13 protein-coding genes are annotated in these 13,029 nt (G+C 71.6%); 3 read left to right on the forward strand and 10 right to left on the reverse strand.

All coding sequences use genetic code 11. From position 1 onward, the window contains the following. Positions 1-51: 51 nt before the first annotated feature. Together ABUW04_RS05310 and ABUW04_RS05315 are read right to left on the reverse strand one after the other, a co-directional pair. A complete protein-coding gene (locus ABUW04_RS05310) occupies positions 52-900 on the reverse strand; it encodes an SDR family oxidoreductase (RefSeq protein WP_380563177.1) in 849 nt (282 codons plus the stop codon). Further along, entirely contained in the window at positions 897-1,745 is an 849-nt protein-coding gene (locus tag ABUW04_RS05315) for an AfsR/SARP family transcriptional regulator (protein WP_232242114.1), read from the reverse strand. Before ABUW04_RS05315 ends, ABUW04_RS05310 begins: the two co-directional genes overlap by 4 nt. A gap of 327 nt (positions 1,746-2,072) precedes the next feature. Here ABUW04_RS05315 and ABUW04_RS05320 point away from each other — a divergent pair, with 327 nt between their 5' ends. After that, positions 2,073-2,801, forward strand: a complete 729-nt coding sequence (locus tag ABUW04_RS05320; RefSeq protein ID WP_380563179.1) for an SDR family NAD(P)-dependent oxidoreductase — start codon at positions 2,073-2,075, stop codon at positions 2,799-2,801. A gap of 78 nt (positions 2,802-2,879) precedes the next feature. Then, the gene (locus ABUW04_RS05325; protein WP_380563181.1) at positions 2,880-3,863 is read left to right on the forward strand and encodes an aromatase/cyclase; all 984 of its coding nucleotides are present in this window, start codon (positions 2,880-2,882) and stop codon (positions 3,861-3,863) included. A 7-nt stretch (positions 3,864-3,870) separates the two neighbouring features. On the opposite strand, the gene ABUW04_RS05330 is transcribed toward ABUW04_RS05325, so the two are convergent. Next, on the reverse strand, positions 3,871-4,581 hold the full coding sequence (locus ABUW04_RS05330; protein WP_030253239.1) for a TetR/AcrR family transcriptional regulator: 711 nt from the start codon (positions 4,579-4,581) through the stop codon (positions 3,871-3,873). 121 nt (positions 4,582-4,702) lie between these two features. Here ABUW04_RS05330 and ABUW04_RS05335 point away from each other — a divergent pair, with 121 nt between their 5' ends. Continuing rightward, positions 4,703-5,923 (forward strand): saccharopine dehydrogenase family protein, encoded by a 1,221-nt coding sequence (locus ABUW04_RS05335; protein WP_380563183.1) that lies wholly within the window; start codon positions 4,703-4,705, stop codon positions 5,921-5,923. 27 nt (positions 5,924-5,950) lie between these two features. Here the strand turns inward: ABUW04_RS05335 and ABUW04_RS05340 are convergent, their stop codons facing one another. The 7 genes from ABUW04_RS05340 to ABUW04_RS05370 form a co-directional block, all read right to left on the reverse strand. Next, positions 5,951-6,742 (reverse strand): ATP-binding cassette domain-containing protein, encoded by a 792-nt coding sequence (locus ABUW04_RS05340; protein ID WP_051725206.1) that lies wholly within the window; start codon positions 6,740-6,742, stop codon positions 5,951-5,953. Next, a complete protein-coding gene (locus tag ABUW04_RS05345; protein ID WP_051725207.1) occupies positions 6,739-7,725 on the reverse strand; it encodes an ABC transporter permease in 987 nt (328 codons plus the stop codon). The genes ABUW04_RS05340 and ABUW04_RS05345 overlap by 4 nt, the downstream gene beginning before the upstream one ends. Before the next feature lie 20 nt (positions 7,726-7,745). Further along, on the reverse strand, positions 7,746-8,912 hold the full coding sequence (locus ABUW04_RS05350; protein ID WP_380563185.1) for a substrate-binding domain-containing protein: 1,167 nt from the start codon (positions 8,910-8,912) through the stop codon (positions 7,746-7,748). A gap of 169 nt (positions 8,913-9,081) precedes the next feature. Further along, positions 9,082-9,681: a GTP-binding protein gene (locus ABUW04_RS05355; RefSeq protein ID WP_030253249.1), complete on the reverse strand. Its 600-nt coding sequence runs from the start codon at positions 9,679-9,681 to the stop codon at positions 9,082-9,084. Further along, positions 9,662-10,051, reverse strand: a complete 390-nt coding sequence (locus ABUW04_RS05360) for a DUF742 domain-containing protein (RefSeq protein WP_030253251.1) — start codon at positions 10,049-10,051, stop codon at positions 9,662-9,664. Before ABUW04_RS05360 ends, ABUW04_RS05355 begins: the two co-directional genes overlap by 20 nt. Then, positions 10,048-10,482, reverse strand: coding sequence for a roadblock/LC7 domain-containing protein (locus ABUW04_RS05365; RefSeq protein WP_030253253.1), 435 nt, complete (start codon positions 10,480-10,482; stop codon positions 10,048-10,050). Before ABUW04_RS05365 ends, ABUW04_RS05360 begins: the two co-directional genes overlap by 4 nt. Then, positions 10,479-12,992, reverse strand: coding sequence for a sensor histidine kinase (locus ABUW04_RS05370; RefSeq protein WP_380563187.1), 2,514 nt, complete (start codon positions 12,990-12,992; stop codon positions 10,479-10,481). The genes ABUW04_RS05365 and ABUW04_RS05370 overlap by 4 nt, the downstream gene beginning before the upstream one ends. Positions 12,993-13,029 lie beyond the last annotated feature (37 nt).

Below are 13,029 nucleotides of genomic sequence, written 5' to 3' on the forward strand. Positions count from 1 at the left end.
GCTCCCCGCCGGAATTCAGGTGAATTCCGGCGGGGAGCTCCCGGCTGCCTTTCAGCGGAATGCATCCGCATGGTCGACGGCCCACTGCCGGAAATTCCTTCCCGGCTTTCCGGTGATCTCGGTGACGGTGGGCAGCACCACCGGAGTGGTGGTCAGGTACTGCTTCTGCACCGGGACGTAGACCTCGATGAACCCCGGCGGCAGGCTCGGGCCGAGCACCGCGGCCGCGTCCTGCTCGGCCACCTCCTCGAACCGGATCGGCCGGCCGCTCACCTCCCGCAGCACCGCCACCTGCTCGCGCACGGTGATGGTCTCCGGCCCGGTCAGGGTGAGGGTGCGTCCCTGGTGGCCGGGGTCCAGCAGGGCGGCGACGGCCACCTCGGCCAGGTCGGCGGGGTGCAGCAGCGGGGCGGCGAGCTGCGGGAACAGCGCCCTGACCACCCCCTCCCGGCGGACCGAGACGGCCCAGCGCAGCGCGTTGGAGGCCAGGCCGCCGGGGCGCAGGAAGGTCCACGGGACGCCGAGCCCCAGGACCGCCTCCTCGCCGCGCAGGTGCTTGCCGTACAGCGGATTGTCGAAGCCGACGAACTCCTGGTCGGACACCGCCTTGGAGGACAGCAGCACCACCCGCTCCAGGCCGGCGGCGCGCGGCGCCGCGGCGAAGCCCGCGCCGCCGTCCTCGGCGATCAGCAGCAGTGCCCGGTCCACCCCGTCCAGCGCCCGGTCCACCGCCGCCGGGTCGCGCAGGTCGCCGTGCACCACCTCGGCGCCCTGCGGCGGCCACGGCCGCCCGTCGCGCGGCCCGCCGCGGACCAGCAGCCGTACCCGCTGCCCCGCCGCCAGCAGCCCGGCTGCGACCTGGCCTGCGGCGTTACCGGCCGCGCCGGTCACCAGGATCATCCGACGGCTCCCTGCGCGGCCAGGTCGAGCGACAGGGCGCGGTGGCCGCCGGGGGCGCCCGGCCGCACGTCGAGCAGCGGATCGGCCCGCAGCACCGCGTGGTAGAGCCGCTGCAGCCGGGCCGAGGGGTCCAGGCCCAGCTCCCGGCGCAGCACCAGCCGCAGCCGCTGGAAGGCGCCCAGCGCGTCGGCGGTACGGCCGGAGCGGTAGAGCGCCACCATCAGCTGGGCGTGGACGTTCTCGTTGACCGGGTGCCGGGCGGCGGTGCTGGCGAGCTCGCCCAGCAGCAGGTGGTGCCGGCCGAGCCGCAGCTCGGACTCCATCCGGCGCTCCCAGGCGCCCAGCCTGGCCTCCTCCAGTCCTCTGGCGTGCATCTCCAGCAGCGGGCCGAGCTGGACGTCGACCAGCACGTCACCGCGCCACACCTCCAGGGCCTGGGCCAGCAGCTCCGAGGCGCGCTGGTCGTGTCCGCGCTCCTCGGCCCGCTCCGCCTCGCGGACCAGCATCCCGAAGCGGATGGCGTCCACCGCGTCGGGGCACACCTCCAGCGCGTAGCCGTAGTCGTGGGTGGTCAGCACGGCCCGGGCGGCCGCCAGCGAGCCCACGCCGGGGACCAGGCTGAGCGCCTTGCGGATGTGCAGCACGTAGGTCTGCAGCGTGGAGGTGGCGGTGACCGGTGGTTCGCTGTTCCAGAGCTCCTCGATACAGGCGGCGGCCGACATCACCCGGTTGGCGTTCAGCACCAGCAGCGCGAGCAGCTGCTTCGGTTTGGGAGCGCTCGGCAGGAAGCTGTACCCGCCGGATTCAAGGGACAGGGGTCCGAGGACCCCGAATTCCATCGTCATCTGCCCAACACCTTCCGAGGGTCAGGGCTCCTGATTTCTTCGTCAACCGCTCCGACTGTAGCCTCGGAAAAGCCTGAGGTCCAGAATGGGTTCTGCCGGACCCATTGACAGGGGCGGAACCCGGCCAGTCGTGTACCGGCGGGTTTTGACGGCGGATTACCTGGCGCAACATTCCTGAAAGAAATGGCCGCTCCCTGATATCCGTGCCGACCGGTCCTCCAGTGGTCCTCCACCGGGTCCGGCCAGGGTGGTCCGGAGCGTGGCACAGCCGACTGTGACCACCGCCGCTACCACCCCGACCGCCCCGACCGCCCCTGGGAGAGCGTGATGACTGAACAGCGTGTGGCCCTGGTGACCGGCTCCTCGGCGGGCATCGGCGCAGCCGTGGCCCGGCGCCTGAGCCGGGCCGGGTACCGGGTGGCGGTCAACTCCGCCCGCTCGCCCGAGGCCGGGCTGGAGCTGGCCCGCAGCCTGCCCGACGCCCTCTACGTCCAGGCCGACATCGCCGAGGAGCACGCCGCCGGGCACCTGGTCGAGCAGGTCGTCGACCACTACGGCCGGCTGGACGTGCTGGTCAACAACGCGGGGACGACCCGGTTCATCCCGCACGCCGACCTGGCGGCGGCCACCCCCAAGGTGTGGCGCGAGATTTTCGACGTCAATGTGATCGGCACCTGGCAGGTCACCGTCGCCGCCGTCCCGCACCTGCGGGCCTCCGGGGACGGCGTGGTGGTCACGGTGTCCTCCATCGCCGGATCGCGCCCGGCCGGCAGCTCGATCCCGTACGCGGTCAGCAAGGCCGCGCTGGAGCACCTGACCCGGCTGCTCGCCTCGACGCTGGGGCCGGAGATCCGGGTCAACGCCGTCGCCCCGGGCCTGATCGACACCGCCTGGACGGAGCCGCTGACCGGTCCGCGCGAGCAGGTCGCGGCGCTGGCCCCGCTGCGGCGGATCGGCACCGTGGACGACGTGGCGGCCGCGGTGCTGGGCCTGATCGACTCCCGGTACACCACGGGCAGCGTCCTGCTCGCCGACGGCGGCGCCCACCTGCGCTGAGGCCCCGCCGCCCGACGCCCGCCGCCCGGCGCCCAGGTCCCGAAGTCGCCAAGTCCCCTGGTCCAGAGGAGAGAGAACGTGTCCGAGCACGTCCTGCGCAACGTCCAGCACGCCGTCGACATCGCCGCACCGCCCCAGGTGGTGCACGGGCTGCTGGCGGACGCGGTCCGCTGGCCCGCCGTCTTCCCGCCCACCGTGCACGTCGAGCGGGAGCCGCTGGGCGAGGACCGCGAACTGCTGCGGATCTGGGCGCTGGCCGGCGGCGAGGTCCGGGCCTGGACCTCGCAGCGGCGGCTGTTGAAGCAGCGGCTGCACATCACCTTCCGACAGACCGTCAGCGCCCCGCCGGTGGCGTCGATGAGCGGCAGTTGGGACATCACCCCGCTGTCGGACGGCGGCAGCCGGGTGATCCTCAGCCACCGCTTCGCCGCCATCGACGACGACCCGGAGCAGCTGCGCTGGATCGAGGAGACCACCGACCGCAACAGCACCAGCGAGCTCGCCTCACTCCGCGGCATCGCCGAAGGACTGGTCTCCGACCCCGGCACCGACGCCGGCACCGACCCGCTGGACCGGCTGCTGTTCTCCTTCGAGGACTCGGTGCTGATCCAGGCGCCGCCGGAGGAGGTCCACGACTTCCTGTACCGGGCCGACCTGTGGCCGCAGCGGCTGCCGCACGTGGCCCGGGTCCGGCTGACCGAGGACCGGCCCGGCGAGCAGCTGCTGGAGATGGACACGGTCTCCCCGGACGGGAGCCCGCACACCACCGTCTCGGTCCGGATCGGCCTGGCCCCGCACACCCTGGCCTACAAGCAGACCGTGCTGCCCCCGGCGTTCGCCGCGCACTCCGGCCGCTGGACCCTGGCCCCGGACGGGGACGGCGGCACCCGGGCGACCTCGCGGCACACGGTCCGGCTGGACCCGGTGCACATCCTGGCCCTGCCCGGGGTGGAGACCCTGGAGCAGGGACGCGAGGCCGTCCGCACGGCGCTGGGGACCAACAGCCTGACCACCCTCAACCGCGCCAAGGAGCTGCTGGAGGGCGCCGGGGCGAGCATCTGACCGTCCGTCACTCCCCTTGCAGGGCCGCCAGTTCGGCCCGGGCGCTGGCCAGCAGCATGTCCAGCGCGGCCGGGTAGGCGCTGCGGTTCATCCGGGCCACCAGCAGGTCGGCGGTGGCGGCGATGTGCGGGTGGGTCTCGGCCGGGAGTTTGGCGTAGGTGGCCTGCCAGACCCCTTCGTCGGCCTCGCGTGCCGCCGCGGGGAGCGCCAGCGAGGCGGCGTCCAGGGCGGCGAAGGCGAGGGTCTGGTCGATGAAGGCGTGGTAGATCCGCGCGGCGGACGGGTCCGGGAACCCGGCCGTGCGCAGGGCCCCGAGGATGGCCTCGTCCGAGGCCACCTCGTGGGCCCGGCCGCTGACCCGGTTCGCGGTCAGCACCGCGGCCTGCGGATGGGTGAGGTAGGCGGCGTGGATCCGCAGCCCCAGGTCGCGCAGGTCGGCGAGCCAGTCTCCGGTCGCCCGCCAGTCGGCCATCGCCGCGCTGATCAGCTCGTCGGCGATGGCCAGGGTCAGTTCGTCCATGCCCCGGAAGTAGCGGTACACGGTGCTGGCGTCGGTGCCCAGCGCCAGGCCCAGCCGGCGTGCGCTGAGCCCGGCCGAGCCGTGCTCGCGCAGCATCCGCAGCGCGGTCTCCACGATCAGCCGGTGGCTGAGCACCGTGCCCTGCTTGGTGCGGCGACGCCGCTGCCGGGCGGCGTCGGGGACGACCTGCTTGGGCATCGGGCCCTCCTGGAAGGCATTGTTCCGGTTCTTATGCCAACACCATAGACGTTGAGCCGGGTCCGGGGGTTCCATCGAGGTGCAGTCCCCCGTTGCCAGCACTTCTGGAGAGATGACCGTCATGCGAGTTCTGCTTGTGGGCGCCGGCGGCGTCGGTACCGCGATCACCCGGATCGCGGCCCGGCGGCCCTTCCTCGACCACATGGTCGTCGCCGACTACGACCTGTCCCGCGCCGAGGCGGCCGTGGCCGCGCTGGGTGAGGGCGGCAGCCGCTTCAGCGCGGCCCGGGTGGACGCCTCGGACCAGGCCGCCGTCACCGCCCTGCTCGCCGAGCAGCGCTGCGACGTACTGCTGAACGCCACCGACCCGCGCTTTGTGATGCCGCTGTTCCAGGCCGCGCTGGCCGGTGGTGCGCACTACCTGGACATGGCGATGTCGCTGTCCCACCCGCATCCGGAGCGCCCGCACGAGCTGTGCGGGGTCAAGCTCGGCGACGCCCAGTTCGAGCAGGGCGAGGCCTGGGCGTCGTCCGGCCGGATCGCCCTGGTCGGGATGGGGGTCGAGCCCGGCCTGTCCGACGTCTTCGCCCGCTACGCCGCCGACGAGCTCTTCGACGAGATCGAGGAGATCGGCATCCGCGACGGCGCGAACATCACTGTCGAGGGCTATGACTTCGCCCCCTCGTTCAGCATCTGGACCACCATCGAGGAGTGCCTCAACCCGCCGGTGGTCTACGAGGCCGACCGGGGCTGGTTCACCACCGCCCCGTTCAGCGAACCCGAGGTCTTCGACTTCCCCGAGGGCATCGGCCCGGTGGAGTGCGTCAACGTGGAGCACGAGGAGGTGCTGCTGGTCCCGCGCTGGATCGACGCCAAGCGGGTGACCTTCAAGTACGGCCTGGGCGACGACTTCATCGCCAAGCTGAAGACCCTGCACGCCCTGGGCCTGGACCGGACCGAGCCGCTGACGGTGGGGTCGGACCACGGCGCGGTCAAGGTCTCCCCCCGCGACGTGGTCGCCGCCGCCCTGCCCGACCCGGCCGGCCTGGGCGACCGGATGCACGGCAAGACCTGCGCCGGCACCTGGGTCAAGGGCACCAGGGACGGCCGGCCGCGCGAGGTCTACCTCTACCACGTGGTCGACAACCAGTGGTCGATGCGGGAGTACGGCTCCCAGGCCGTCGTCTGGCAGACCGCGATCAACCCGGTGGTGGCCCTGGAGCTGCTGGCCTCCGGCGCCTGGTCCGGCGCCGGCGTCCTGGGCCCGGAGGCCTTCGCCCCCAAGCCCTTCCTGGACCTGCTGGTCGAGTACGGCTCCCCCTGGGGCCTGCGCGAGCAGTGACCGGGTCGCCTCCACCCGCGCCGGGGCTCAGTCCACGCTGTACTCGGCGTGGACCAGCTCCAGCAGTTCGCTCACCGAGGTCTCCCCGGTGGGCCGGTCCAGGGTGATCTCGCCGTGCTGGAGCAGGTTGACCCGGTCGCAGATGTCGACGATCTGGGCGTAGTTGTGGGCGATCAGGATGATGGCGATGTCGCGCCGCTCCTTCAGCCGGCGCAGCAGCCGCAGGATCTGTCCGCCCTCCTTGGCGCCCATGGCGGCCAGCGGCTCGTCCAGCAGCAGCAGCCGGGTGGAGTCCGCGTAGACCGAGCGGGCCACGGCGATGGCCTGGCGCTGGCCGCCGGAGAGCCGGCCGACCTCGGTGTCGACCGAGGGGATGCTGATGCCGATGGAGTCCAGCGCCTCGCGGGCCCGGCGGCGCATCTCGGAGCGGCGCAGGAAGGGCAGCGGACCGTGCGTCAGCTCCCGGTTGAGGAAGAGGTTGAGGTAGACCGGCAGGTCGTTGATCATGGCCAGGTCCTGGAAGACCGTGTCGATCCCCAGCGACCTGGCGTGGACCACCGAGCGCAGCACGGTCGGCGTCCCGTCGAACAGCAGCCGTCCGCGGTCCGGTTGGTGGAACCCGGTCAGGGTCTTGATCAGCGTCGACTTGCCGGCGCCGTTGTCGCCGATCAGTCCCAGGATCTCGCCCCGGCGGACGTGCAGGTTGACGTCCTTGAGGGCCTCGACCGCGCCGAAGCGCTTGCTGATGTGCTCGGCCCGGATCACCGCCGGGGGCTCGGGGGTCTGCCGGGCCGTCTCGGACTCCTCCTGCGCCGTCATCGGTCGGCCTTCCTTCGCAGCATGCCGAGATACACGTTCAGCAGCATGGCGGCGATGATCGCGATGCCGAGGACCACGTCGAAGGCGTTGGCGTTCACACCGGTGAGGTTGAACCCGTCGTAGACGATGCCCAGCAGCAGTGCCCCCAGCAGTGCGCCGATGATCGTCCCGGAGCCGCCCATCAGCGCGGTGCCGCCGATCACCGCCGAGGCCACGGCCAGGAACATGGTCTCGTTGCCGCCGTTGGTCGGGTCGAAGGAGCCGACCCTGATGCCGTCCAGGATGCCGCCGAACCCGGCCAGGGCGCTGCAGAGGGCGAAGTTGACGATCTTGATGCGGTTGATCCTGATGCCCGCCTCCGCCGCGCCGACCGGATTGCTGCCCACCGCCTGGGTGTTCACCCCGAACCTGGTGGTGGAGAGCAGGATCTGCATCGCCGCGACGATCACCAGCGCCCAGATCAGCTCCGCCCAGTGGGCCTGGCCGAAGGCCCGGGCCACCCAGCCGCCGGTGGGGGCCGCCTCCGGCTGGGCGTTGGAGGCGATCAGCGACATCCCCTCCAGGAAGAAGGCCATGCCGAGGGTGACGATGAAGGAGGCCACGTTGAACAGCGTGTGGATCAGCCCGTTGACCACCCCGACCAGGCCGCTGACGGCCACCGCGCAGACCAGCGCGAGCAGCAGCGGCAGCCCGTCGCCGGTGAACGAGGTCAGCAGGAACGGGGCGAGGGTGAACACGAAGCCGGCCGACAGGTCGATCTGACCGCAGATCAGCAGCATCACCTCGCCCGCCGCGATGATGATCCACGGGGCCACGTACTGGGCGATGGTGTGGTAGTTCTCGGTGGTGGTGAATCCGGAGCCGGTGATCGCGAAGTAGACCGCGGCGGCGACGCAGACCACGAAGATGCTCAGCTCCCGGCGCCGGACCAGGCCGCGGCCGACGGCGGCCGCGACCTTCCTCGCGTCCAGCCTGCTGTCCATGCGTCCCTCCGTCCGTGCCGTCACAGGGTGACGGTGGTGGCCGGCGGCAGCGCGATGGAGCCGGGCATCGTGATCACGCTCTTGTTGGGGCCGCCCTCGAACCGGCTGTTCGCGCTCACATAGAGCCCCGCGTTGGCCTTGGTCACGAAGGTCAGCCCGGTGTCGGTGCTGGGCGGCACGACCAGCGTGCCGGACAGGCGGTACAGGTAGAGGTAGAGCACCGGCAGGAAGCCCTGCAGATAGGCGGACTGGTCGATGGTGAAGTCCAGGGCGCCGGACTTCACCCCGTTGATGGTGTCGGTCAGGGTGTCGAAGCCGCCCCCGTGGACCTTGCCGCTCAGCCCCCGCTGGGTGATCAGCTGGGCCACAGCCGCGGTGCTGCCGGCGTCCACCGCGTACAACCCCTTGGCGGCGCTGTGCCCGGAGAAGGCGGCGGTCATCGCGTTGAGCTCGCCGGCCTGGGCGGCACCGGTGTTGATCGAGGTGACCTTCACCGAGGGCGCGCCGGCCTTGAGTGCGGCGATGATCCCGTCCAGCCGCGGCTGGACGTTGTTGCCGCCCGGCTGGGAGATCCCGACCAGGATCTCGCCGGAGGTGACGTCCTGGGCGATCCGCTGCCCCATCTCGAAGCCGGACTGGTAGAGGTCCTGGCCGACGTAGGTGAGCGGGAAGTTGCCGGGCGCGGTGGCGTTGTAGGCGATCACCGGGATGCCCTTGGCCAGCGCGTTCTTCGTGGGCGTGATGAACGCCGAGTTGTCGGTCAGCGGGATCGCGATGCCGTCGGCGCCGCTGGTGACGGCCGTGTCCATGGCGCTGACCATCTGTGACACGTCGCCGGTCTCCGAGCCGGTCCACTGCGGGGTGGGCAGGCCCAGCACCGAGGCCGCGTCGGCCAGACCGTAACGGGTGGGGGTGAAGAAGGAGTTGGTGGTGACGTGGTTGACGAAGACGAACTTCCACTTGGGCGTCGAGGGGAAGTCCCCGACCCCGCCGCTGCCCGACCCGCTGCCGGACGAGCCCTTGCTGCTGCTGGTGCAGCTCGCCAGCAGCGCGGAGGCGGCGAGCATCCCGCCGCCCGCCCCGGTCAGCCGTAACGCCCTGCGCCGGGACAGCCCCGACCCGATCCCGTCCCCGGCCCCGTTCTCGGTCTCGGTCCCGTTCTCGTTGGTGTTGTACGCAGCACTCATGATGTCGCCCCGCATCCTTCGGATCGTCGGCTCTTCGACCTGATGCACCCTCATCTGTGAGCGTTAACAAGGACATTGGTAGGCCGGGCAGGATCTGCCCGGCTCGGTATGCGCTAGATGCTCCGCCTGCTCTGACGCCCCGTCAAGGGATCAGGCGCGGCGACGGGGATCAGTACGTGGCGACCGCCCGCTGCTCCGCCATCAGATGCTCCACCAGTGCCAGCAGCAGGTCGCGGCTGACGTCGCGCCGGCGCAGGTCGCCCATCAGGATCGGCACCCTCGGGTCCAGGTCCAGCGCGTCGCGGATCTCCGGCAGGGTGCGGTCCTGGCGGCCGTCGAAGCAGTTGACGCCGACCACGAAGGGGATGCCGCGGTTCTCGAAGAAGTCGATGGAGCCGAAGCTGCTCTCCAGCCGCCGGGTGTCGGCGAGCACCACCGCGCCCAGCGCGCCGTGCACCAGGTCGTTCCACATGAACCAGAACCGCTCCTGGCCCGGGGTGCCGAACAGGTACACCACCAGCTGCGGGCTGACGGTGATCCGGCCGAAGTCCAGCGCCACCGTCGTGGTGGTCTTCTGCTCCACCCCGCCGATGTCGTCCACACCGACGCCGGCGACGGTCAGGTGCTCCTCGGTGCGCAGCGGCGCCACCTCGCTCACCGCCCCCACCATGGTGGTCTTGCCCACGCCGAAGCCGCCGGCGATCAGGATCTTCACCGCAGCGGGTGCTTCCGCTGCGGAGACCCGGTTGTCAGAGTCTGAGTAGGCCATCTCTCACCGCCTGAAGAAGGGTCATGTCAGGACCTGCGCCCACGGCGATCTTCAACGGCGGCCGTGCGGTCACTCCGCCGAGTTCGATCAGGTCCGCGATGAGGATCTTGGTGATCGCCACCGGCAGGTTGAGTCCGGCTGCCACCTCGGCCAGCGCCACCGGCCTGCCGCACTGCTGCAGGATCAGCCGGTGCTCGGGTTGCAGCCCCCGGGTGACCGGCTGCTCGGCCGGCCAGGGCACGGTGGCGATCACCGTGATCAGGGTCAGGTCGTCGCGTGCCGAGGTCGTCCGCCCATGGGTGATGGTGTACGGCCGGACCAGGGTCTGCTCCGGGTCCTGGTCGTCGTTCTCCTCGGTCCAGTGGTTCACCCACGAACACCGCCCTCCGCGTTCATCCCGGTGACCCGTACCTCGGTGCCCAGTCGCTGTCCTACCTGGAGCACCAGGGTGTGCATGGCCACGGCCATCACTTCGGCGTCGACCTCCTGGCCGGCCACCACCGCCAGATGGGTGCCCCGGCCGGCGGCGCTGATGAACAGCCAGAGGTCGGCGAGTTCGACGATGACCTGCTGGACCGGTCCGCCGCCGAACACCTCGCCCACCCCGCGGGCCAGGCTCTGCTGGCCGGTGGCGATGGCGGCCAGCCGCTCGGCGTCGGCGCGGGCGACGCCGGCGGACTGGCTGACCACCAGTCCGTCGTCGGACAGCACGATGGCGTTCCTGGTGCCGGGTACCTGGTCGACCAGCCGGTCGAGCAACCAGTCGAGGTCCTCGTTGGTGGCTGTGGTGCGCTGTGTCATCTTCCGTCTTCCTTCCGGGTGCGGTCGTGACCCGGTGAGGGGTGGGTGGGGTGGTGGTCGGGGTCGGTGGCCAGCCGGGCCAGCCGGGACTGGCGCTGGAAGGCGCCGACGGCGGCCCCGGAGCGGCGCGGTTCGCCGCGCCGCGGCAGGGGCTGCGCGGCGGACGCGGCGTAGGGTCCGTCGTCGTCGTACCGGGGCGGCGGCTCCTGGAGTCCGGCGGCCAGGCTGGCCTGACGCACCCGTTTGGGCAGCGGCTCCAGCCGCTTGGGCGCCGCGGCCGCGGCCGCTGGGGCGGACGGCTCGATCCAGGGGCCGATCAGCGGACGGGCGAACACCTCCTCGTGCTCGGCGGGGTAGGCGTGCGGACCGACGGGTTCGCCGCGGCCGGTGGAGCCGGGGCCGCCGTACGGGTCGTCCAGGTAGTCGGAGCCTGCGGGCCCGGAGCCGGGGTCCTCGATCACCGAGAGCTGGGCCGGGGGCGGCGGATAGCCGTTCGGCGCCTCCTGGACCGGGCGCCGCTCCTCGGCGATCAGCTCCGGCGGGATCAGCACCACCACCCGGGTGCCGCCGAAGGAGGAGGGCCGCAGCTCCACCTTGAGGCCCAGGTTGGCGGCGAGCCGGGCTACCACGTACAGGCCCAGCCGGGCGTCGTCGGCCCGGGAGATCACGTCCATCCGGGGCGGGGCCACCATCAGCTGGTTGGCCTCGGCGTACTGCTCGGGGTCCATGCCCATGCCGCGGTCCTCGATCTCGATGGCCAGACCGCGTCCCACCCGGGCGGCGGAGACCTCCACCGGGGAGGGCGGCTTGGAGAAGGTGACGGCGTTCTCCATCAGCTCGGCCAGCACGTGCACCATCGGTCCGACCGCGCGCTCGGACAGCAGCGACTGGCCCTCGGTCTCGATCCGGATCCGGCGGTAGTCCTGCACCTCGCCCTGCGCCGAACGCAGCACGTCGAGCAGCATCACCGGTTTGCGCCAGCGCCGTTGCGGCTGCCCCCCGCCCAGGATCACCAGGTTCTCCTCGTAGCGCCGCAGCCGGGCCGCCAGGTGGTCGAGGTCGAACAGGCCCTCCAGCACCTCGGCGTCCTCGTGCCGCCGCTCCATCTCGCCGAGCCGTTTCATCTGCATGCCGATCAGCAGCTGGGTGCGCCGGGCGATGCGTTGCAGCAGTCGTTCGAAGCCGCGGTACTGCTCGGCCTGGCGCACCGCGGTCTCCAGGGAGGTGGTCCTGGCCTGGTTGAGGGCCTGGCCGAGGGTGCCGAGTTCGTCGCTGCCGTGGTCGATCTCGGGCAGCTCGGCGTCCAGGTCCACCGTCTCGCCGCGGCCCAGCCGGTCCACCAGGTCCGGCAGCCGGGTCTGCATGTCGCCGGCGGCGTCGCGCAACGCGAAGATCCGGCGGCGCAGCACCCAGGTGAGCCGGATGGAGATCAGCATCACCAGGAGCACGGCGCCGCCGCCGACCGCGCTGTTGGTGACCAGCGTGGACAGCAGGCCGTCGAGCCGGTTGGCGGAGATGCTGATGTTGTAGGCGCCGAACTGGCTGCCGAGGTCGTTCAGTCGGGGGGCTACTCCGCCGAGGGCCGCCTGCCACTGCTTGCCGATCTGGGCGGGCACGTCGGAGCGTCCGCTGCCGTCGACCGGGGCGGTCAGCACCGCGTTCTCCACCGCGGTCTTCTGCTTCCAGCCCGACCCGGACAGCACGCCCTGGTACAGCGTGGCGAACTGGGCCGGCAGCAGCGGGATGACCTGGTTGTTGTACAGGTCCTGCTGGGCGCCGACCAGTTGGGCGATCTGGATGCGCTGGCTGCTGGAGAAGTGGCCGCTCACCGTCCCGGCGGTGAAGATCGCGCTCTCCCGGGAGATCATCTCCAGGGCCCACTGGGCCGGCATCACCGGTCGGCCGATGGTGGCCAGGTCGGCGATGTTCACGTCGAAGTAGGTGTTGAACAGCCCCAGGTCGTGGGCGATGACCGCGGTGTAGTTGTCGAAGGTCTGCTGCTGGCCGGCGGTTCCCTTGTCCATCGCGCTGCGGAATCCGGCCAGTTGGTTCACCCCCGGACTGGCCGTCAGGAAGTTGGTGATCATGCTGCTGGGATTGGTGGCGGACACGGCCTGCACGCTGGCCACGGCCGCGTCGGTGGCCTGCCGCTGGGTCGCCAGCTGCTTCCGGTAGGCGTTCGGGTCGGCGATCGCGGCGGCGCTCAGCTGCCGCTCCGCCTGCAGGTTGTAGAAGACCGCGTAGATCGGGGCGGCGCCGGCCTTGCCGACCGTGTTGCGGTCGTTGGCGGTGTGCCAGTTGTCGTACAGCTGCACCGAGTTCATCGCCCACAGGACGACGACCGCGATGGTGGGCACCAGGGCCAGGATCAGCAGGACGGTCCGCAGCGAGAGCTGCCGGGCCGGCCCGCGCCGCGGCGCCGCGGCCGCCGGCGCTTCGTCGCCGGTCCCCGCCCCGTCCGTCGAATCCTCTTCGGCCTGTCGTGTCGCCGCTCTTGCATGGAGTGCCACAGAAGTCCCCGGCATGTCAGCAATGGCGGACTACTCC

The organism is Streptacidiphilus jeojiensis, assembly GCF_042510965.1.
GTDB classification, from domain to species: Bacteria; Actinomycetota; Actinomycetes; order Streptomycetales; family Streptomycetaceae; genus Streptacidiphilus; species Streptacidiphilus jeojiensis.

Bases quoted from the DNA above. Each gene is read 5' to 3' on its own strand.
- ABUW04_RS05310 (WP_380563177.1), bottom strand. From the start codon at position 900: ATGATCCTGGTGACCGGCGCGGCCGGTAACGCCGCAGGCCAGGTCGCA.
- ABUW04_RS05315 (WP_232242114.1), bottom strand. From the start codon at position 1,745: ATGACGATGGAATTCGGGGTCCTCGGACCCCTGTCCCTTGAATCCGGC.
- ABUW04_RS05320 (WP_380563179.1), top strand. From the start codon at position 2,073: ATGACTGAACAGCGTGTGGCCCTGGTGACCGGCTCCTCGGCGGGCATC.
- ABUW04_RS05330 (WP_030253239.1), bottom strand. From the start codon at position 4,581: ATGCCCAAGCAGGTCGTCCCCGACGCCGCCCGGCAGCGGCGTCGCCGC.
- ABUW04_RS05335 (WP_380563183.1), top strand. From the start codon at position 4,703: ATGCGAGTTCTGCTTGTGGGCGCCGGCGGCGTCGGTACCGCGATCACC.
- ABUW04_RS05340 (WP_051725206.1), bottom strand. From the start codon at position 6,742: ATGACGGCGCAGGAGGAGTCCGAGACGGCCCGGCAGACCCCCGAGCCC.
- ABUW04_RS05345 (WP_051725207.1), bottom strand. From the start codon at position 7,725: ATGGACAGCAGGCTGGACGCGAGGAAGGTCGCGGCCGCCGTCGGCCGC.
- ABUW04_RS05350 (WP_380563185.1), bottom strand. From the start codon at position 8,912: ATGAGTGCTGCGTACAACACCAACGAGAACGGGACCGAGACCGAGAAC.
- ABUW04_RS05355 (WP_030253249.1), bottom strand. From the start codon at position 9,681: ATGGCCTACTCAGACTCTGACAACCGGGTCTCCGCAGCGGAAGCACCC.
- ABUW04_RS05365 (WP_030253253.1), bottom strand. From the start codon at position 10,482: ATGACACAGCGCACCACAGCCACCAACGAGGACCTCGACTGGTTGCTC.